The following is a 19,009-nucleotide window of genomic DNA, read 5'->3' as shown; positions in this document are numbered from 1 at the left end:
GGCGGCGCGTGTGAACCGTGACAGGGACGCGACAACCATCCTCACGGAGATCCACATGAGCCGTACATTTGTGCTCGGCGGCGCGGCCGCCTTGATGCTGACCGGCCTCGCCGGCGCCGCCCAGGCCCAGACGCAGAACCCGCGCGCCGCCGAGCGCGCGCAACCTGTCGCCCAGGCCGACTTCGTCCAACGCCGCGTCGAGCGGCTGCAGGCCCTGGACGCCAATAACGACGGCGTGGTCACAGCCGAGGAACGCCGAGCCGCCATGCAGACGCGCCGCGCCGAGCGCACCGCCCAGGCCTTTGATCGGCTGGACGCCAATCGCGACGGCGTGCTGAGTCGGGAGGAGTTCCTGAACCGGTCTCAGCGCGCCGGGACCGAACGCGCGGGACCGCGCGCCAAGCGCATGGACCGTCGCGTCAACAGCCGTGCGGCTGAGCCTATGCGCATCGAAGACGCTCGTGCTCGGGCCGCCGAACAGTTCGCCCGGATGGACGCAAACAATGACGGCGTCGTCACCGCGGAGGAGCGCCGTGCGGCCATGACCCAGATGCGCGAGCAGCGTCGCGACAGGCGCGGTGCGCGTCCGGCGTCGCCAGCGGCGCCCGGTTCGGAGTAAGGATGATGTCGGGGACGGCGGTTTCAGCCACGTCCGCCCTTTTTCAGAGGGTCGAGGGAGGCCGCACTGGTTCGGATCGCCGACCCCGACGAGGATCTGGTGCGTCGCGCAGGGCGCGGCGACGCCGCGGCCATCCAGGCGCTGGTGGCGCGCAAGCTTCCACGCATGCTGGCGCTGGCCGGCCGAATGCTGGGCGATGCGGCCGAGGCCGAGGACGTGGCGCAGGAGGCTCTGATCCGCGCCTGGCGCCAGGCCCCGCGCTGGACCCCAGGCAAGGCCAAGTTCGACACCTGGCTGCACCGGGTGGCGCTGAACCTCTGCTACGATCGCCTGCGGCGGCGGCGGGAGGTTCCAACCGAGACGCCGCCGGATCGGCCCGACGAGGGCCCGGCGCCCGACCGGGGCCTCATGGCCGCCGACACCGGCCGCAGGGTCGACGCCGCGCTCGCGGCTCTGCCTCAGCGTCAGCGCGAAGCGCTGGTTCTGTGCCATTATCAGGAACTGACCAACATCGAGGCCGCCGGCCTGATGGACGTCAGCGTCGAGGCGCTGGAAAGCCTTCTGTCACGCGGGCGTCGTGCCCTGCGGCAGGCTCTGGCCGACATCGCCCCGGGAGTTGAAGGAGACCATCGGTGACCCATGACCGGCTGGAACAGTTGATCGCCGCCTATGGCGCGGAGCCGCGCCGCTGGCCTGAAGGCGAGCGCTCCGCTGCCGAACGCCTGCTGTCGACTTCGGCCCCGGCGCGCGCCCTGCTGGCCCAGGCGCGGGCTCTGGACGAGACCCTGGACGCGTCGCCTCGCCTGACTGCTTCGCGCGCCCAAGTCGACCGCGCCGTCGGCTCGGCCCTGTCGCAGGGCCTGAAGCCGCGCAATCTGCGGCGTTGGGGCTGGGGCGGCCTGGCTTGGCTGGCGGGCGCCGGCTGGGCGGCGGCGGCCTGCGCCGGCGTCGTGGCGGGCGTCGGCCTGAACGACAAGCTGACCGCCGCCGTTCGCGCTGACACGGTGCTGTATCAGGCGTCCCTGTCCACCGTGGACGACGCCGAAGTTCTGGGAACGAGCGGATGACCCCTCGCGCGCTCAAGATCGCCCTGATCGCCTCGATCGGTCTGAACCTGTTCGCCCTGGCCGTCGGCCTGGTGATCTGGATCGGCGCCCAGCGCGCCGAAAGCCAGGCCGAGGCGGAGCGGCGCGGCGGGCGTCAAAGCCCCGCCATGGCCCTGATCGAACAGCTGGAGCCGGCGCAGCAGGCGCCGGTGCGCCAGGCGCTGCGGGCCTCGGCTCTGGCCGCCAAGCCCGACTTCGAGGCCGCCCGCGCCGCCCGCCGCGAAGCCATCGCCCGCTCGGCCGCCCCGACCTTCGACCAGGCCGGCGTGCAGGCCTTGCTGGAGGAATCGCGCTTGGCCGAGATGCGCGGCCGCGCGCGGCTGGAGACCGGCGCGGTGCAGGTGCTGTCGGGCCTCGACCAGGCCGACCGCCAGGCCCTGTCGCCCCTGCTGTCCCGCAATCGCAACGGCAGACGGCATAGCCAGCCCGCGCCGACCGCCGATCACTCCGACCCGCCGAATTCACAAGCTCGGCCATAGCCAAGCCGCCGGCGGGGGGAGCAGAACTGCGATCATGCTCCGGCGCATCATCAACCTAGGGGGAAGACATGCTGAAATCCGTCGCCTTGGCCGGCGCTTCTATGGCCGCGATCCTGACGGCCACGCCCGCTTGGACCCAGGCGCCCCAACTTGCCGCAGCCGCCGCGAGCCCCGCCTCTGCGGTGACGCCTCCGCCGCTGCGCTACACCCATCGAGAGTTGAGCAATGGTCTGAAGGTCTACGCCATGCCGGACGACACGGCGGGCGCCGTGACCGTCACCCTGTGGTATGATGTCGGCGGCAAGGATGATCCGGAGGGTCGCTCCGGCTTCGCCCACCTGTTCGAGCACATCCTGTCGCGCAAGACGGTCAACCTGCCCTATGGCGCGATCAGCGCCATGGTCGAAGACGTCGGCGGCACACGCAACGCATCGACCAGTCAGGATTACACCAACTACTACGAAACGGTCCCGCCCCAGTATCTTGAAACCATGCTTTGGACCCACGCCGAGCGGATGGCTCGGCCGGTCGTGGATCAGGACGTGTTCGACGCCGAGCGGTCGATCGTGAAGGAAGAGCTCCGCCAGCGCGTCTATGCGCCGCCTTACGGCCGGCTGGCCTTCTTCGTAACCCCGGACAACGCCTTCGACGATCACATCTACAGGCGCTCGATCATCGGTTCGATCGAGCAGCTCGACGCCGCGACGATCGACGACGCGCGCGCCTTTCACGAGGCCTACTATCGGCCGGCGACCGCCACGCTTATCGTGTCGGGCGCCTTCGACCCAGCCCAGCTTGACGCCTGGGTCGATCAGTATTTCGGCGACATCGCTAACCCCGATCGCCCTGTGCCGCGCATGCAACGTCCTGCGCCCCAGCCGCGGACCGCGCCCCGGCAAGTCATGGCCTATGCGCCGAACGTGCCCCTGCCCGCCGTCGCCGCCCTCTATCCGGGACCCGATGCGCAGAACGGCGACAACGCGGCGCTGGACGTCATGCAGGCCATCCTGTCGCGAGGCGAGAACTCGCGCCTTTATCGGGCCCTGGTCTATGACAGCCAGCTGGCGTCCTCGGCGTCGTTCGGGGTCAACGCCATGGAAGAAGGGGGCTATCTGTCCGCCAGCGTTACGGTCGCCCAAGGCCGTGACCCCGGCGAAGCGGAAGCCGCCCTGAACGCCGAGCTGCAACGCATCCGATCCCAGCCCGTCACGGCCGCCGAACTGGCCGAGGCCAAGATGGAGCTGCTGTCCGCCGAGCTGCGCCAGCGCGAGACCGCCTCGGGTCGCGCCTTCATTCTCGGCAACGCCCTCAGTGCAGGGCTCGCGCCTTCGGCCCCGGATCAACGGGTCGGTGCTATTCAGGCCGTGACGGCAGCCGACGTGCAGCGCGTCGCACAGACCTATCTGAACGAGCGAGCCCGCGTTTCCATCCTGTATCAGGACGAGGGTCGTCGACCCGAGGGAACCGCTGAGGACAGCTGGCGCAACCCGGCCCCGGTCCCGACCTTCCTCAGCGTCCCGCCGGCCGTGCTGCCGCCCAACGTCCTGGCGCCCGAAGGCCAGCGCATGGCGGCGCCCGCCGTGGGAGAGAGCCGGCCGATCGCCGCTCCGGTGATCGCCGAGCGGGTCCTGCCCAACGGACTGCGCGTCATCGCCGCCAAGTCCACCGACCTGCCCATCATGAACGCTCAGCTTCTCATCGCGGGCGGCGCCTCGGCCGATCCCGCAGATCGGTCCGGCTTGGCGGGCATGGCGGCGACCCTGGCGCGCCAGGGTGCGGGCGACAGATCGGCGCCCGAGATCGCGGCCGCCCTGGAAGCGCTCGGCGCCAATCTGAACGTGGGCGCCAGCGCCGACGTCACGGGCGTGTCCCTCTCGGCTCCGATCGCGTCGGCGACCGGCGCGGGCGGCATCCTGGCCGATGTCGTTCAACGACCGGCCTACGCCCCCGACGAATTGGAACGCGCCCGAGCCCAGGCGGTGAACCGGCTCCGCGTCAACCTGCGTCAGCCGGGCCCTCTGGCTTCTGCAGTGCTGGATCGGGTGGTGTACGGCGCCGCGCCGTACGGCGCACCGTCTGCGGGCACACCGGAAAGCCTTCAGGCCCTGACCCGGGAAGAGATCGCCCAGTTCCATCGCCAATGGTGGAGACCGGATACGTCCACCCTGATCATCACGGGCGGGATGGAGCCCGAAGCCGCCTTCGCCTTCGCCGAACAGGCCCTGGGCCAATGGAGCCGGCCGACCGCTCCGGCCCCTTCGTCGCCGCCCCGCGCCGGTGCGCCGACCTCGCCGCGCGTGATCGTCGTAGACATGCCCAACGCGGGCCAGGCCGCCGTCGCCGCGGCGGTACGCGCGCCGCTTCGCTCGGATCCCGCCTGGGATGCCCTCACCATCGCAAACGCGGTCATCGGCGGCGGATCGAACGGCCGCCTGTTCCAGGAGGTGCGCGCCAAACGCGGCCTCAGCTATGGCGCCTATTCGAACCTCTCGGCGCGCGCCGAGAGCGGGCTGCTGACCGCCAGCAGCCAGACCAAGAACGAGAGCGCGGCAGAAGTGGTCGGGCTGGTGCTCGCCGAGTTCGACCGGATCGGATCGGAAGCCACGCCCGATGAAATCGTCTCGGGGCGGCGCACCTTCGTGGCGGGAGGTTTCACGCGGGGTCTTGAAACGACCGCCGGTCTGGGCGGGGCCATCGCCGAGGCGGTCATCCAGGGGCGCGACCTGGCCGATCTGACCCGATATGCCGAGCGCATCCAGGCGGTGACGCCGCAGGCCGTCCAGACCGCAGCGCGGGCCTCGATCGGCTCGGAGCAAGCCTATGTGGTCGTAGTGGGCGATGCGCGGCTGTTTCTGGAGCCTCTGCGTCAGGCGCATCCCGATCTGGTGGTGGCGCCCGCTTCCGCGATTGATCTCGGCAGCGCCACGCTGGGTCTGGAGTAGAGCCGGGATCAGCCGGCGCGGTAGGCTGCGATGGCCTGAACCGCGCCGCGCACCCTGGCCTCGATCGCGGCCCAGTCGCCGGCCTTGACGGCCTCGTCGGTGATCAGTTTGGAGCCCATGCCACAGGCGGTGATGCCGGCGCCGAACCATTTGGCGATCGAGGCCGCATCGGGCTCGACCCCGCCGGTCGGCATGATCTTGGCCCACGGCATCGGCCCCTTCACCGCCTTGACGAAGTCGGCCCCGCCGACCGAGGCTCCGGGGAACAGCTTGACGATCTCGCAGCCCAGCTCGTGCGCCTGGCCGATCTCGGTCACCGAGCCGCAGCCAGGGAAATAGGCGACCATGCGCCGGTTGCAGACTCGCGCCACCTCTTCGACCAGGCAAGGGCTGACCACGAAGCGCGCACCCCGGTTCAGGTACAGCGCCGCCGTGCCCGCATCGACCACCGAGCCGATGCCCAGCACCACCTGCGGATCGGTGCGGATCAGTTCGCGATTGATCTCGCCGAACAGGTCGCAAGCGAAGTCGCCGCGATTGGTGAACTCGACCACCGGCGCGCCGCCGCGCGCGCAGGCGCGGATGACGTTCAGGCAGACCTCTGGGTCGGGATGATAGAAGACCGGCGCGACGCCCTGGGTCTCAAGGGCGGTCAAGACGCTGAGGCGGTCATGGGCCATGGGAAGGTCTCCAGTCTGTTCGTCCTTGACTGCGGCGCGCAGGCCAAGGCGTCAACCGATCAGGCCTTCACGCTTGATGACGCGTTAGCTTAACCTGCAGAGACTGATCGGTGGAGGGTTGGCCTATTCCTGTCTTGGCTCCTTTGAAACGGCTTACTGAATTTTCAGGGCGCGATCGGCCATCCATTTTCTGGCCCTATGCTGGCGTGGTGACAGGAACGGTGTTTGTCGCATCAGGCGTGATGATGTCGACAATCATGCAAGCCGTCTTCGCCGCGTCCACCGAGATCGAAAGCGTTCTCGCATTCGAGCGCGCATTCACGTTGTCCATCGCAGTTATGACCATCGCGGCTTTATCGAGTGCGGTTCTATTGTCTGCGGCGGTCGTCCGGCGTCTGCACGATATTGGCGCGCCAGGGTGGATCGGTGCGTTTCCTCTGATTTTCTTCCTGTTTGCCCTCGCCTTGTTTGGGGCGCTCTTCGAAGACGCGAGGTCCACTGCACAGGTCGGGGTGGACCTATTCTTGATGCTAATGATCAATAATTTGCTTTATCTCGGGTCGCTGGGACTGCTTGTGGTCCTTTTGATTTTACCCGGTCATAAGCGCCTCAATCGGTACGGATATCCCCCGGACTAACGCAGGTTCAGGTCGACCAGCCGTCTCACGACGGCGCTCTCCGCGTCGAACAGCGGGTCCAGCACGGTGAAATGATCCAGGCCGTCCAGGGCCTCCAAATGCGTCTGGACGCCGCGCGCGGCCCAGTCGGCGGCCATGTCGCGGCTTTGGCGTATGAACTCCGAGCTCTCGTTGCCGCCGACCAGACAGTCCAGGACCGCGCCCGCCGGAACCGGCCATTGCGTCACCGAGAGGGCCGAGGCCTCGGCCGCGTCCAGATCGAGCGCGGCGTTCAGCGTGGTGGAGATCAGCGGCGCCAGGTCGAATACGCCTGAGATCGCCACGGCCGCGCCGGCGCGACCCTCGCTCAGCATGGCCGCCGCCATGTGCCCGCCGGCCGAGTGGCCGAAGACCAGGGGCGGCGCGCCGGCGTTGAGCCCTCGCACGGCGTCAACCGCCGCCCTGACCTGCCGCAGGATCGCGCCCAGCCGCACCGAGGGCGCCAGGTCGTAGCTGGGCACGGCCAGCCCGACGCCATGGGCCAATAGCGCGGGCGCGACGCCCGAGAACCAGCTCTTGTCCAGCGCCTGCCAGTAGCCGCCGTGCAGGAAAACCGCGACCGGCCGCCCCTCGCCCGCCGAGAACAGGTCCATTCGCTCGCGGGGGCGGTCTCCATAGGCGATCTCGACCGGCGGATGGGCCGCGCGCGCGGCCTCGGCCGAAGCCTTCCAGCGCGCCATGACAGCGGCATGATCGGGACAGCGGGCGCGATTGTTGTACTCGGCCTCGAGGTCCAGGACCGCTTCGCCCTTACCCGCCACGCCAACCTCCGCTAATCAGGGACCACGCGAACCGGAGCCCCCGCCATGATGACCGCCATCTTTGTCTTCATCAAATGCGAGCTGGGCCACGCCAACGACGTGGCGGCGGACATGGTCGACAATGTCGAGAACGTCTCGGAGGTCTATTCGACGTCCGGCCAGTACGACCTGCTGGCCAAGTTCAACCTGTCCAAGGACGCCGACATCGGCAGCTTCGTCACCAAGGTGGTGCAGACGCGCCCGCACATCCGCGACACCTTCACCGTCATCACCTTCTCGCCCTTCCTGCCGTCGCATTGACGGTTGCGCCTGCGAATGACGCAATTTCGCCACAGAGCGTGAAAAGCCGCAGCTTTGCCGCAGCAGGCCCTTTGCTGCGGCCCGATGGAGCGGCATCATCGCATAGGCGCGACGTGGGGGCGTTCACGTCCGGGAAGATGACGATCATGGCCAAGAGCGAAAAGGAAAACGGCGCGCCTGACCTGCGACTGGTCGCGGCCGAGTCGGAAGTTTACAACTTGATGAAGGCGCCCGAGAGCACCTCCGATCGGGTCAAGCGTCTGCAGCTGGAAGCGCGCGCTCTGGCCCTGGAGGAGGTCGAGGCGCTGGCGACCCTGCTGAACCAGGCCGCGGCCAAAGCCCGCGAGATCGCCGAAGGCGGCGACGCCTATCCGGTCGGCGCGCGCGAGATCGCCGCCCGCCTGGCCTCGGACCTGCCGGCCAAGGCCGAAAACATCCACGCCGTCACCGCCAAGGCGCCGCTGACCGGACGCTGAGTTTCGGGAACAAGGCTTGGCTCGCGGGGCTTCCTGCTTCCTGTCCCCGGAAGCGAAGGAGCCCCCATGGCCGAGAATCGAGAAGACCGCGCAGAGGCGGTCGCCGAACACGAACGCAAGATCCAGGCGCCGATCGAGGCGTCCGACGCGGCCCAGCCGGACGACGAAGGCGACGACGGCGCGGTGCAGGCCGGCGCGCGCGCCTACCCCGTCCCACCCTTCCCCAAACAGCACCAGCCCAAGCCCGGCGACGAGGCCGCCCTGGACCCCGCGCCGATGTATGACGCGCCCTTCTGGAAGGGCTCGGGCAAGCTGAAGGGGATGGCCGCCGTCATCACCGGCGCCGATTCCGGCATCGGGCGCGCGGTCGCCGTGCTGTTCGCGCGCGAAGGCTGCGACATCGTCATCGGCCATCTGGACGAGGCGGGGGACGCCGAGACCACCAAGAAGGCCGTCGAGGCCGAGGGCCGCCGCGCTGTGATCGTTCAGGGCGACGCGGCCGATCCGGCGGTCAGCGAGGCGACCGTCAAGGCCTGCCTGGACGCCTTCGGTCGTTTGGACGTCGTGGTGCCCAACGCCGCCTTCCAGGAGCATGTGAACGCGCTGGAGGAACTGACCTATGAGCATTTCGACCGCACGCTGAAGACCAATCTGTACGGCTATTTCAACCTGGTGAAGGCGGCGACGCCGCACATGAAGGCCGGCGGCGCCATCGTCATGACCGGTTCCGTCACGGGGCTGCAGGGCAACAAGGACCTGCTTGACTATTCGCTGACCAAGGGCGGCATCCACGCCTTCGCCCGGTCGCTGGGCACGCATCTGGCGCCGCGCGGCATCCGCGTGAACGTGGTCGCGCCCGGCCCGGTGTGGACCCCGCTGAACCCCGCTGACAAGGACGCCGAGGCGACGTCGAAGTTCGGGTCGGAGACGGTGATGAAACGCCCGGCCCAGCCCGAGGAGATCGCCCCCGCCTACGTCTTCCTCGCCTCGCCTCAGATGTCGAGCTACATCACCGGCGAGATCCTGCCGATCATCGGTGGCTATTCGGGGGGATAGGACTGGCGTGCCAGCGCTTGTCCCCGGCCGGTTCCCACACCTCGGGCGCCGGCCACTCGCCCTTGGCCCCCGACCAGACGGCCGCCTCCAGAGCCTCCGGCTCGATGCCCTGGTCGTCGAGGGTGACCCGACAATGGATGCCCATGAGGCCGGCCACGAGGCGGACCTTAAGGACGCCTTCACCGGTAGGGGTCAGCCAGTCCTCGTCAAAATCCCGCTTGGCGCCGAACCAGCCCTGGGCCGACTTGGCGGTCTCGTCATTGATCACCAGCCGTTCCTGAGCCCAGCCGATCCAGGCGAAGGCGTTTTCGACCCGGACGATCGAGTTGCCGACGCGATAGACCCAGGCCTGACCGATCAGCCTCAACCCGCCACCACGTCTTGATAGTCGCGGTGACGCTTCAGCCAGGCGACGGCATAGCCGCAGACCGGCTGGAGCTTCATCCCCTCGGCGCGGGCGTGCTCAGCCAAGGCCTGCATGAACTGGCCCGAGGCCCCGGAGCCGCGGAGGGCCGGGTCGGCCTCGACATGCAGAATGACTCGGGTGCGCCCCTGGACCGCATAGTCGGCCCAGACGCGCCGCAGTTCGCCGTCGCTGTCGGCGAAGCCTTGTTCGAAGCGCTGCTCGGACGGCACGTCGCGGAAATCGGTCATGGGGCGGCTCCTTGAAACTGTCCCCGACCAACCGCCCGTCGCCGGGCGCGTTCCCCGATCGGATCGTTCTGGTTCAGGCCGGGCGGTCGCTCAGCAGGCGCAGAAGGCCCAGCACGCTCTTGACCGTAAACCAGAGGGTCAGGAGCAGCAGCGCCAGGCCGAAGACGAAGGCCAGCGGGATCAGAATGATGGTGATCGCGCAGATGAAGATCAGCACCCAAAGCGCGATGGTCCACCAGAACACCGACCAGAACAGCGCGATCTGCGCATCCATGTGCTGGCGCGCCAGACCCGTCGATCCGCCGCGCGCGGCATAGGCCACGATCAAGCCGACGATGACCAGCAGGTTCGCGCTGGGCAGGGACAGCAGATACAGCACCCAGACGGCGAAGGCGGCCATCCGGCCTTCTTCACGGGGGCGGTCCAGGGTCTCGGTCATCGTGCGCCTTTCAGATCAGCCAAGTGTCGGGTCGGTCTATGGGGCGGCCGGCCTTGAGACGCAGCACCCCGGCTACGCCCCGCGACAGCGTCCACAGCATCATCAGAAACAGGACGAAGACGCCGAGGTTCACCAGGATCAGCACCAGCCCGGCCAGGCCCGCGATCGCCGCGCCGTAAAGGGTCCGCTTCTGAAACGCGAAATGACTGGCCGCCACCGGGCCGGCCGGCGCGCCCCGGCGGAAGACGGCGGCAAGGCCGATCACCGCCCCGACGCCCAAGGTCGGCGCAGCCGCGAGGATCAGCACGTACAGGGCGTAGAGGAAGCTGACCTCCGCGACGGGATCGTCGGCGGCGGGCCGGGCCGGTTGGCCGACCAAGTCTGCTCGCGCCGCCCCAGCCAGGGCGGCGGCCGAAGCGAAGCCGACCTCGGCGTCAGGATCGCCGGTCGTCTGGGTCGGTCGGTCAGCAGGGGTGCGGTGGTCGGAAGCCATGATCTCCTCGGGACCGTCGGACAATGGCGGGCCGGCCCAGCCGACGCAACCGTATCCGCCTCTAGCGGACGTAGACGACTTCGCAGCCGGGTGCGGTCTCGCCGCCCAGGGCGCCTGGCTTGGCCACGCGCACGGCGGCGCGGGTCACGCGAGGGTCGTTCAGACAGGCCAGGGCCAGCCTCTGCGCGAAGGTCTCGACCAGGCCGACATGGCCCTCGGCGACGATGGCGCGGGCGGCCGAGGCGACGGTCTCGTAGTTGACGGTGTCTGCCAGACCCTCGACCGGGCGCGGCTCCAGCGCCAGCTCCACGTCGATGACCAGGCGCTGCAGTCGGCCGTGCTCATGGTCGTAGACCCCGATGCCGGCGTCCACGATCAGGTCGCGCACGAAGACGCTCAGCGCCTGCATCCGGGGCTGCGGCGCGGCGGGAAAGGGCACGGCGCTCATGCGGGCTCCTGGATGTCGGGGGTCTTCCAGGCCAGGTGCTGGCCGCCGTCGACGGCGATCATCTGGCCGGTGACCAGATCGGCGCGGGCCAGCCACAGCACGGCCTGCGCCACCGCCTCGGGGCTGCCGGGACGGGCCAGGGGCGTGGCGGCGGCCTCGGCGGCGAACTCGGCCTCGGTCTGATGGATGGACGGCAGGGTCGGGCCCGGCCCCACGCCGTTGACGCGGATGCGCGGCGCCAGGGCCTGGGCCAGGGTCTGGGTCGCCCACCAGAGGCCGGCGCGCGACAGGCTGTAGGAGAAGAATCGCGGATCGGGCTTCAACACCCGCTGATCCAGCAGATTGACGACCGCCGAGCCGTCGGGCGCCTGGGCCGCAAAAGCCTCGGCCAGCACGACGGGGGCCCGCAGATTGGTCTCGATGTGCCGATCCCAGCTGTCGCGCGACAACGCCCCGACCCGATCGTCCTCGAACACCGAGGCGTTGTTGACCAGCAGCGTCAGCGGCCGGCCGAGCGCCCTGGCGGCCTGCGGGACCAGATCGCGCACCTCGGCTTCGACCGACAGGTCCGCGCGCACGATCTCGGATCGCCGCCCTAAGGCGCGCACCTCGTCGGCCACCGCCCGCGCGGCGTCCTCGGAGCCCCGATAGTGGACGGCTATGTCGTAGCCCGCCTTCGCCAGCGTCAAGGCGATGGCGCGGCCGATGCGCTTGCCCGCGCCGGTGACCAGCGCGGCCGGGACGTCAGTCAACCGAGCCGAACTCGAAGAAGTTGATGGCGGCGAGGACGGCGATGAATCCGAAGATGACGGCGATGGCCAGCATGGGAGGCTCCTGTTCGGGTCAGGCCATACGGCGACTGGCCTTTTCGTTCAAGCCGAAGCCCCTTCCGCACCGAACGGTTCCTGCTAGTGGAAGAGGATGAACCCCGCGCTGATTTCCATGATCGCCATTGTCCTGGCCGGCGGCGCGACCGCGCTGCAGGCGCCGACCAACGCCAAGCTGATGACGGCGGTGGGAAGCCCGGTGAACGCCGCCTTCATCTCGTTCGCCGTGGGCACGGCCGCGCTGGGCCTGCTGGCCCTGATGTTCCAGAGCCGGCCCGACTGGGCGGCGGCGCGGGGCCTGCCCTGGTACGCCTGGATCGGCGGGCTGTATGGCGTGATCTTCGTGGTGGCCGCGACCTGGGGCGTGCCGCGTCTGGGCGTCGCCCTGACCATCACCCTGATGGTGGCGGGCCAGCTGCTGATCAGTCTGATCCTGGACCATTTCGGCGCGTTCGGCGCCCCCAGGCAGCCGATCAACTGGGGTCGGATCGGCGGCGTGGCCCTGGTCATCGCCGGGGTGGTGATGGTGCGGCGCTTCTGACCCTATATTGGCTGCGTGACGCCCGCTGACGATTCCCCCGCCCCTGCCCTGGTCGCCGCGGACCTGATCCGCGACGAGGCCAAGCGCGCGCCCGACAAGCCGGGCGTCTACCGCATGTACGGCGAGGACGGCGCCTGCCTGTATGTGGGCAAGGCGCGCAGTCTGAAGAAGCGCATCGTCCAGTATGCACAGGGCCGGTTCCACACCCAGCGCATCGGCCTGATGGTGTCGCTGACGCGGTCGATGGAGCTGGTGGTCACGGCGTCCGAGACCGAGGCGCTGCTGCTGGAATCCAACTTCATCAAGAAGCTGAAGCCGCGCTTCAACGTGGTGCTGCGCGACGACAAGTCCTTCGCCGAACTGATGATCCGGCGCGACCACCGCGCGCCTCAGGTGCGCAAGCACCGGGGCGCTCACACCATCCCCGGCGACTATTTCGGCCCCTTCGCTTCGACCTGGGCGGTCAACCGCACCCTGACCACGCTGCAGAAGGCCTTTCTGCTGCGGTCCTGCTCGGACAGCGTCTATGAGACCCGCACGCGGCCCTGCATGCTGCACCAGATCAAGCGCTGCTCGGCGCCCTGCACGGGCCTGATCAGTCTCGAGGACTATGGCGAACTGGTCACCGAGGCCGAGCAATTCCTGCGCGGTAAATCGCGAGCGGTGATCGGCCGTCTGTCCAAGGAGATGCAGGCGGCCTCGGACGCCATGGATTTCGAGCAGGCGGCGCGGGTGCGCGACCGCATCCGGGCGCTGTCGGCCATCGCCATGGAGAACTCCGTCGCGGCCGACGGCGTGGCCGAGGCCGACGTCTTCGCCCTGCACGCCGAGGGCGGCCAGGCCTGCGTCCAGGTCTTCTTCTATCGCGGCGGTCAGAACTGGGGCGGGCGCGCCTATTTCCCGCGCGTGGACAAGGCCGACACCGACCCGGAGATTCTGGCCGCCTTCCTCGGCCAATTCTACGAGGACAAGCCGGTCCCGCGTCAGATCCTGTCCAATGTCCGTCCGCACGAGAAGGAACTGCTGGAAGAGGCCTTTTCGATGAAGGCCAAGCAGTCGGACGGTCGCCGCGTGGTGACCATCGAAAAGCCCCTGCGCGGCCAGCGGGCCGACCTGGTGCGCCACGCCCACACCAATGCGCGCGAGGCCCTGGGCCGGCGGCTGGCGGAAGGGTCGGCTCAGGGCAAGATCCTGGACGAAGTGTGCGAGGCCTTCGGCCTGGAGGCCCGTCCCGAGCGGATCGAGGTCTATGACAACGCCCACATCTCGGGCTCGAACGCCGTCGGCGGCATGATCGTCGCCGGTCCCGAGGGCTTTCAGAAGTCGCAATACCGCAAGTTCAACATCCGCGGCGAAGACCTGACCCCCGGCGACGACTACGGCATGATGCGTGAGGTCATGCGCCGCCGCTTCGCCCGCCTGGTGAAGGAAGAAGAGGCCGGCGAGGAGGTGGTGCGGCCCGACCTGCTGCTGGTCGACGGCGGCGCGGGTCAGCTGGCCGAGGTGCTGGCGGTCATGGCCGACCTGGGGGTGGACGACATCACCGTGGTCGGCGTGGCCAAGGGCCCGGACCGCGACGCCGGCCTGGAGCGGTTCTTCATGCCCGGCAAGCCGCCCTTCATGCTGCCGCTGAAGTCGCCTGCCCTCTATTATCTGCAGCGGCTGCGCGACGAGGCGCACCGGTTCGCCAACGGCGCCCACGCCAAGCGACGCTCCATGGACATCAAGAAGAACCCGCTGGACGAGATCGACGGCGTCGGCCCCGGCCGCAAGCGCGCCCTGCTGCACGCCTTCGGCTCGGCCAAGGGCGTCGGCCGCGCTTCGGTGGTCGATCTGGAAAAGGTCGAGGGAATCAACCGCGCCCTGGCGGAACGCATCCACGCCTTCTTCCGCAAGGCCTGAGCCGGCGCGACACGCCGCCCCCCTTGAGACAGCCCAAGGTCGTGCTAGACCTTCCGTCAAACGGGGGTTTTCCAATGAAGTTCTGGCGTCTGGCCGTGTTCGCGGCCGCCTTGCTGATTCCTGCGGCCCTTGCGGAGGCTCAGGAGGTGGAGCGCGCGCCGACGCCCTCCTGGGTTCTGCCCATGCCTCTCTCCGACCGGACGCCGCCCGCTGACGACGCGCCGATCCGTCTGCTGGCCTCGGATCAGCAGGTCCGCTTGGACTCTGACGGCGTGCGCACCTACACCCTGCGGCGGTCGCGCATCCAGACCAGCTAGGGCCTGAGCCACGCCAGCGTCGTCAGCGCCGTCTGGAATCCTGCGCGAGAGACAGTGCAGGTCCATGCGATCCGCATCATACGCGGCGATCAGGTGATCGACGCGCTCGACGGCCAGACGTTCGAGGTGCTGCGGCGCGAGAGCAATCTCGAGCAGTCGATGCTGGACGGAACCCTGACCGCCAGCTTGCAGCCTCGCGATCTTCGGGTGGGCGACATTCTGGAGACGGCCTTCACCATCCATGACACCGGGGGCGTTCTGGCGCCGCATCGGGAGTTGCTGACGTCCGGGGCGTCCGGCGTGACGATCGATCGCTACCGACTGCGCGTAAGCTGGCCCGAGGATCAGCCGGTTCGCACCCAGGTGACCGCTCCGTGGAGCGATCTCCCGATCCGCCGGGTCGGCCGCGACCGCGTGTTCGAGGTCGATGTCACGGATCTGGCGCCCGACCGCTTTCCAAGCGATCTGCCCGCGCGCTTCCAGATGCTCCGCATTGCGCAGTTCAGCGACTTCCAGGACTGGCGCGCGCCATCGCGCCTGATGGCGCCGCTCTATCTCCGGAGTTCGACACTGGAGGAGACGTCGCCTCTGCACGCCGAGATCGAGCGTATCCGCAGCGCCCATTCGACGGACGTGGAGCGCGCCGCCGCGGCCCTGCGCCTGGTCCAGGACCAGGTGCGCTACGTCGCCCTGTCGATGGGCGAAGGCGGATACGTCCCCACCGCGGCCGACGAGGTCTGGCGCAGTCGGTTCGGCGACTGCAAGGGCAAGACGGTGCTGCTGATGGCCCTGCTGCGCGGCTTGGGCATCGAGGCCGAGGCCGCCATGGTCAGCACCCAGATGGGAGACGGCCTGCCCGAGCGCCTTCCGCTGGTCAGTTGGTTCGATCATGTGATCGTGCGCGCTGAGATCGACGGCGTGACCTATTGGATGGACGGCACGGGCGCCGGCGACAGGGCCCTGGCCGACCTCCCCGCTCCATCCTTCCGCTGGGCCTTGCCGGTGCGCGAAGACGGCGCCGACCTTGTCGCCATAGATCAGCCCCCGGCCACCAAGCCGAATCTGGAGACGACCTTTCAAGTCGATGCTTCGGCAGGGCTGGACGCGGACTCGCCCATGGTCGTCACCTTCGCCTACGCCGGCGACATGGCCGTTGCGGTGCGCAGCCAGATTGGAGCCATCCCCCGCGATCAACTGCAGACGCTGATGCTGTCCATGATGGACGCGAACGACAGCACGACCACCATCGATGGAGTGGACACCCACTACGACGACGACGCCAACATCTTTCGGATGACCCTGCGTGGAAAGACCCGTCTGGCCTGGATCAACAACTCGGGCGGACGCTTGATGGCGCTTGAGGGCACCGCCCTGATCACGCCGACGGGGGACGAGCGGCGCGGCCTCTTCGCGGCCTTCAAGGATCATCCTTATGCGATCGCTCACCCGTTCATGATGCGTGCCGTGACGCGCGTGACCCTGCCGGAAGAGGGCCGCGGCTTCCGCCTCGAAGGCGGAGATCAGACGATCGAGGACGCGGCCTACCGCCTGTCTCGGACCGCCCGGATCGTGGACGGCGTCGCGGAAGCCGCCGTCACCCAGGTTAGTCTCACGCACGAAATGAGCGCCGCCGACATGGCGGCGTCTCGCAAGCGGGCCGAGACCGCGACCGCGACAACTGTGCGCCTGCGCGCGCCGGCCGATTACGTCGCCACCGCCGGCGACAGGGCCCGGCTGGACGCCGGCGACAGCGATGTCGATGAACTGGTCCGACGCGCCAACCAACTGCGCCAGATCGGCGACGCGGCAGGCGCCGCAGCCCTGCTGGACACCGCGATCGAGCGCGCGCCCGAAGATGGGGCTGCGCTCAAGGCGCGCGCCATGGTCCGCCTTACGTTGCGCGACTACGCCGGAGCCGCCGCCGACTTCGACCGCGCCGCCGAGCTTGATCCCGCCGACGCGGCCGCAGCAACCGGCCAGGGCCGCCTGGCTCGGATCGAAGGTCGCCACGGCGAAGCCGTCGTCAGCTATTCGGTCGCCCTCAGGCTTGAGCCGGGCAACTTCGAGGCGCTCGCAGGCCGCGCGGCCGGCTACTACCACCTTGGCCGCCTGGATCGGGCCCTCGCCGACTACCGCGCGCTCAAATCCGCCCATCCCAGCAGCAGCACCGGCCTCTATGGCGAGTTGCGCACGCTGCGCCGGCTGCAGAGAACGGACGAGGCGCGGGCTCTGATCGACGAACGCCTGGACAAGGAGCCGGCGGACGTCGTCGCCCTGACAGCCCTGGTGCGCCTGAGCCGCGACCAGGGCCGGCCTGCCGACGCCCTTGCGGCTCTTGACGCCGCCCTGCTCGCGGCGCCGGACGCCGACGGCGTCCTGACCCTGCGCGCCGAGAGCCGTCAGCATGCAGGGGATTCAGAAGGTGCCCGAGAGGACTACGACGTCCTGCGCCGATGGGCCGCCGGAGATCCGGCGCTGCTGAACAACATCTGCTGGAGCATGGGTGTTCTGGGCTTCGACCTCGAACGGGCTCTCGCAGATTGCGAGGCGGCCGCCGAAGCCGGCCAGGCCGCCTTCATCGACAGCCGGGGCATGGCCTTGCTCCAGCTGGATCGTTTCGAAGAAGCGCGCGCGGCCTATGAGGAAGCCCTGGCCCTGGCGCCGTATCAATCGGCGTCCCTGTACGGCCGCGGCCTGGCGCGTCGCGCGCTAGGCGACGAGGCCGGCGTAGAGGACACTCGTCGCGCCCTCGCCATCGACATCGACACCGAGGAGAAATTCGAGGCCTTCCTGGCCCGCAGGCCGGACATCAGACCCTGAGGCGGACTGGCGTCTGGCGCGGTCATGAGGCATGAAGCGGGCCATGCCGGATTTGACCAACGACCCGCTGCTGAACGGCTATCACCGCTTCCGCGACACCCGCTGGCCCGAAGCCAAGGCCGAGTACGAGGCTCTGGCCAAGGGGCAGAAGCCGCACACCCTGATCGTCGCCTGTTCCGACAGCCGCGCCGATCCGGCCCTGATCTTCGACGCGGCGCCTGGCGAGCTGTTCGTGGTGCGCAACGTCGCCAATCTGGCGCCGCCCTATGAGCCCGATGGTCGGCTGCACGGCGTGTCGGCGGCGCTCGAATTCGGGGTCAAGGTGCTTGAGGTGTCGCGCATCGTGGTCATGGGTCACGCCCACTGCGGCGGGGTGAACGCCATGGTCAACGGCGCGCCCGAGAGCTGCCAGGACTTCGTCGCCCCCTGGGTCGGCATGGCGGCGCCCAGCGTGCGCGAGCAGGTCCGGGGCGTGCCCGCCGATCAGGTCGAGCAGGCGTCCGAAGAAGCCAATGTGCGCCTGTCGCTGGCCAACCTTCGCACCTTCCCCTGGATCGCCGAGCGGGAGGCCGCCGGCAAGCTGGAGCTGATCGGTCTGCATTTCGGCATCGCCAAGGGCCAGCTGCGCCTGCTGCGCAAGGACGGCCGTTTCGACGTGATGGGCTGAGGCCCCGCGTCCGTCCCGCGCCCTCGCCTATCGTCGCGAACCGTGGCAGACCGGGCGGCAGTTTCGGAGCCTGTCCATGACCGCCCATCGCGCCAACCCTATCCCCAACATCCTGACCGCCGCCCGTCTGCTGGCCGGGGTGGTGATGTTCCTGATCCTGGCCGGGGCGACCAGCGGCTTTCCGTTCGCCTCGGCCTATCTGAGCCCTGACGACCAATTCGCCCTTTATCGGACGGCCTTCTGGATCTTCGTCATCGCGGCCTCGACCGACTGGATCGACGGCTTTTTGGCGCGGCGCTGGAACGCCGAGACGCGCTGGGGCGCCATCCTGGACCCCATCGCCGACAAGATCCTGGTGACCGGCGCCATCCTGGGCGTGCTGACCAGCGGGTCGGTGCCGCAGATCATCATTCCCTGCGGCCTGATCCTGTTCCGCGAGTTCGCCGTCTCGGCCCTGCGCGAGACCACCGCCGGCGAGGTCGAGCTGCCGGTCACCCTGCTGGCCAAGTGGAAGACGACCCTGCAGCTGGTGGCGCTGGGCTTCCAGCTGTTCGCCCGCAACTGGGACGGCTTCGGCCTGTCGTTCGACTGGCTGCCGACCTTCCAGTTCATCGCCGACGCCCTGATCTGGCTGGCCGCCGTCATCACCCTGTGGACCGGCTGGCAGTATTTCCGCCAGGCGCAGAAGCAGATGGGCGGCTGAGCCTCGCCGGAACATCGACAGTCCTCAACGCGTCGGATTGCCGGCCTACACTCAAAAGGCGATTGCCTTTGCGCGCCGGGGATGGTCGATAGCGGCTGTAAC

The 19,009-nt window shown here is 68.9% G+C and carries 23 protein-coding genes; 15 read left to right on the top strand and 8 right to left on the bottom strand.

The annotated features are described in order from the left end of the window. Positions 1–55 precede the first annotated feature (55 nt). The 5 genes from E4M01_RS04605 (at position 56) to E4M01_RS04585 (ending at position 5,146) form a co-directional block, all read left to right on the top strand. Complete coding sequence (locus E4M01_RS04605; protein ID WP_135062013.1) at positions 56–619, top strand: EF-hand domain-containing protein; 564 nt, start codon at positions 56–58, stop codon at positions 617–619. A gap of 66 nt (positions 620–685) precedes the next feature. After that, the gene (locus E4M01_RS04600) at positions 686–1,255 is read left to right on the top strand and encodes an RNA polymerase sigma factor (protein ID WP_135062014.1); all 570 of its coding nucleotides are present in this window, start codon (positions 686–688) and stop codon (positions 1,253–1,255) included. Next, positions 1,252–1,686 carry a hypothetical protein gene (locus E4M01_RS04595; protein WP_135062015.1) on the top strand — a complete coding sequence of 145 codons (435 nt, stop codon included), beginning with the start codon at positions 1,252–1,254 and terminating at the stop codon, positions 1,684–1,686. Before E4M01_RS04600 ends, E4M01_RS04595 begins: the two co-directional genes overlap by 4 nt. Next, a complete protein-coding gene (locus E4M01_RS04590; RefSeq protein ID WP_135062016.1) occupies positions 1,683–2,204 on the top strand; it encodes a periplasmic heavy metal sensor in 522 nt (173 codons plus the stop codon). Before E4M01_RS04595 ends, E4M01_RS04590 begins: the two co-directional genes overlap by 4 nt. 68 nt (positions 2,205–2,272) lie before the next feature. Continuing rightward, positions 2,273–5,146 (top strand): pitrilysin family protein, encoded by a 2,874-nt coding sequence (locus tag E4M01_RS04585; protein ID WP_135062017.1) that lies wholly within the window; start codon positions 2,273–2,275, stop codon positions 5,144–5,146. Positions 5,147–5,154: 8 nt separating this feature from the next. Here the strand turns inward: E4M01_RS04585 and E4M01_RS04580 are convergent, their stop codons facing one another. Then, the gene (locus tag E4M01_RS04580) at positions 5,155–5,826 is read right to left on the bottom strand and encodes a bifunctional 4-hydroxy-2-oxoglutarate aldolase/2-dehydro-3-deoxy-phosphogluconate aldolase (protein WP_135062018.1); all 672 of its coding nucleotides are present in this window, start codon (positions 5,824–5,826) and stop codon (positions 5,155–5,157) included. Between the two features lie 110 nt (positions 5,827–5,936). On the opposite strand from E4M01_RS04580, the gene E4M01_RS04575 reads away from it, so the two are divergent. After that, entirely contained in the window at positions 5,937–6,464 is a 528-nt protein-coding gene (locus tag E4M01_RS04575; RefSeq protein ID WP_209316074.1) for a DUF805 domain-containing protein, read from the top strand. Here E4M01_RS04575 and E4M01_RS04570 read toward each other — a convergent pair. Further along, positions 6,461–7,264: an alpha/beta hydrolase gene (locus E4M01_RS04570; protein WP_245158174.1), complete on the bottom strand. Its 804-nt coding sequence runs from the start codon at positions 7,262–7,264 to the stop codon at positions 6,461–6,463. The genes E4M01_RS04575 and E4M01_RS04570 overlap by 4 nt on opposite strands. 45 nt (positions 7,265–7,309) lie before the next feature. On the opposite strand from E4M01_RS04570, the gene E4M01_RS04565 reads away from it, so the two are divergent. From E4M01_RS04565 to E4M01_RS04555, 3 genes are all read left to right on the top strand, one after another. Further along, positions 7,310–7,564, top strand: a complete 255-nt coding sequence (locus E4M01_RS04565; RefSeq protein ID WP_135062019.1) for an Lrp/AsnC ligand binding domain-containing protein — start codon at positions 7,310–7,312, stop codon at positions 7,562–7,564. Positions 7,565–7,710: 146 nt separating this feature from the next. Continuing rightward, positions 7,711–8,040, top strand: coding sequence for a hypothetical protein (locus tag E4M01_RS04560; RefSeq protein WP_135062020.1), 330 nt, complete (start codon positions 7,711–7,713; stop codon positions 8,038–8,040). 66 nt (positions 8,041–8,106) lie between these two features. Continuing rightward, the gene (locus tag E4M01_RS04555; protein ID WP_135062021.1) at positions 8,107–9,096 is read left to right on the top strand and encodes an SDR family oxidoreductase; all 990 of its coding nucleotides are present in this window, start codon (positions 8,107–8,109) and stop codon (positions 9,094–9,096) included. Here E4M01_RS04555 and E4M01_RS04550 read toward each other — a convergent pair. From E4M01_RS04550 to E4M01_RS04525, 6 genes are all read right to left on the bottom strand, one after another. Beyond that, the gene (locus E4M01_RS04550) at positions 9,071–9,463 is read right to left on the bottom strand and encodes a hypothetical protein (RefSeq protein ID WP_135062022.1); all 393 of its coding nucleotides are present in this window, start codon (positions 9,461–9,463) and stop codon (positions 9,071–9,073) included. The genes E4M01_RS04555 and E4M01_RS04550 overlap by 26 nt on opposite strands. After that, positions 9,460–9,750: a GNAT family N-acetyltransferase gene (locus E4M01_RS04545; protein WP_135062023.1), complete on the bottom strand. Its 291-nt coding sequence runs from the start codon at positions 9,748–9,750 to the stop codon at positions 9,460–9,462. Before E4M01_RS04545 ends, E4M01_RS04550 begins: the two co-directional genes overlap by 4 nt. 73 nt (positions 9,751–9,823) lie before the next feature. Next, the gene (locus E4M01_RS04540; RefSeq protein WP_135062024.1) at positions 9,824–10,189 is read right to left on the bottom strand and encodes a hypothetical protein; all 366 of its coding nucleotides are present in this window, start codon (positions 10,187–10,189) and stop codon (positions 9,824–9,826) included. A 10-nt stretch (positions 10,190–10,199) separates the two neighbouring features. Continuing rightward, positions 10,200–10,682, bottom strand: coding sequence for a hypothetical protein (locus E4M01_RS04535; RefSeq protein WP_245158175.1), 483 nt, complete (start codon positions 10,680–10,682; stop codon positions 10,200–10,202). A gap of 61 nt (positions 10,683–10,743) precedes the next feature. After that, positions 10,744–11,130 (bottom strand): dihydroneopterin aldolase, encoded by a 387-nt coding sequence (gene folB / locus E4M01_RS04530; RefSeq protein WP_135062025.1) that lies wholly within the window; start codon positions 11,128–11,130, stop codon positions 10,744–10,746. Then, positions 11,127–11,882: an SDR family oxidoreductase gene (locus tag E4M01_RS04525; protein WP_135062026.1), complete on the bottom strand. Its 756-nt coding sequence runs from the start codon at positions 11,880–11,882 to the stop codon at positions 11,127–11,129. Before E4M01_RS04525 ends, folB begins: the two co-directional genes overlap by 4 nt. Positions 11,883–12,051: 169 nt before the next feature. On the opposite strand from E4M01_RS04525, the gene E4M01_RS04520 reads away from it, so the two are divergent. The 6 genes from E4M01_RS04520 to pgsA all read left to right on the top strand — a co-directional run bounded on the left by E4M01_RS04520 (position 12,052) and on the right by pgsA (position 18,907). Further along, complete coding sequence (locus E4M01_RS04520) at positions 12,052–12,498, top strand: DMT family transporter (protein WP_135062027.1); 447 nt, start codon at positions 12,052–12,054, stop codon at positions 12,496–12,498. A gap of 6 nt (positions 12,499–12,504) precedes the next feature. Next, positions 12,505–14,400: an excinuclease ABC subunit UvrC gene (uvrC, locus tag E4M01_RS04515; protein ID WP_245158209.1), complete on the top strand. Its 1,896-nt coding sequence runs from the start codon at positions 12,505–12,507 to the stop codon at positions 14,398–14,400. Positions 14,401–14,474: 74 nt separating this feature from the next. Beyond that, complete coding sequence (locus tag E4M01_RS04510; RefSeq protein ID WP_135062029.1) at positions 14,475–14,717, top strand: hypothetical protein; 243 nt, start codon at positions 14,475–14,477, stop codon at positions 14,715–14,717. Between the two features lie 3 nt (positions 14,718–14,720). After that, on the top strand, positions 14,721–17,537 hold the full coding sequence (locus E4M01_RS04505; protein ID WP_256360023.1) for a DUF3857 domain-containing protein: 2,817 nt from the start codon (positions 14,721–14,723) through the stop codon (positions 17,535–17,537). 43 nt (positions 17,538–17,580) lie between these two features. Then, positions 17,581–18,204: a carbonic anhydrase gene (locus E4M01_RS04500; RefSeq protein WP_135062031.1), complete on the top strand. Its 624-nt coding sequence runs from the start codon at positions 17,581–17,583 to the stop codon at positions 18,202–18,204. Positions 18,205–18,280: 76 nt separating this feature from the next. After that, entirely contained in the window at positions 18,281–18,907 is a 627-nt protein-coding gene (pgsA, locus tag E4M01_RS04495) for a CDP-diacylglycerol--glycerol-3-phosphate 3-phosphatidyltransferase (RefSeq protein WP_135062032.1), read from the top strand. Positions 18,908–19,009: the final 102 nt, after the last annotated feature.

Origin of the sequence: Brevundimonas sp. MF30-B, from assembly GCF_004683885.1 — a bacterium.
Lineage (GTDB): Bacteria > Pseudomonadota > Alphaproteobacteria > Caulobacterales > Caulobacteraceae > Brevundimonas.
This window is presented reverse-complemented; position numbering and strand designations above follow the sequence as displayed.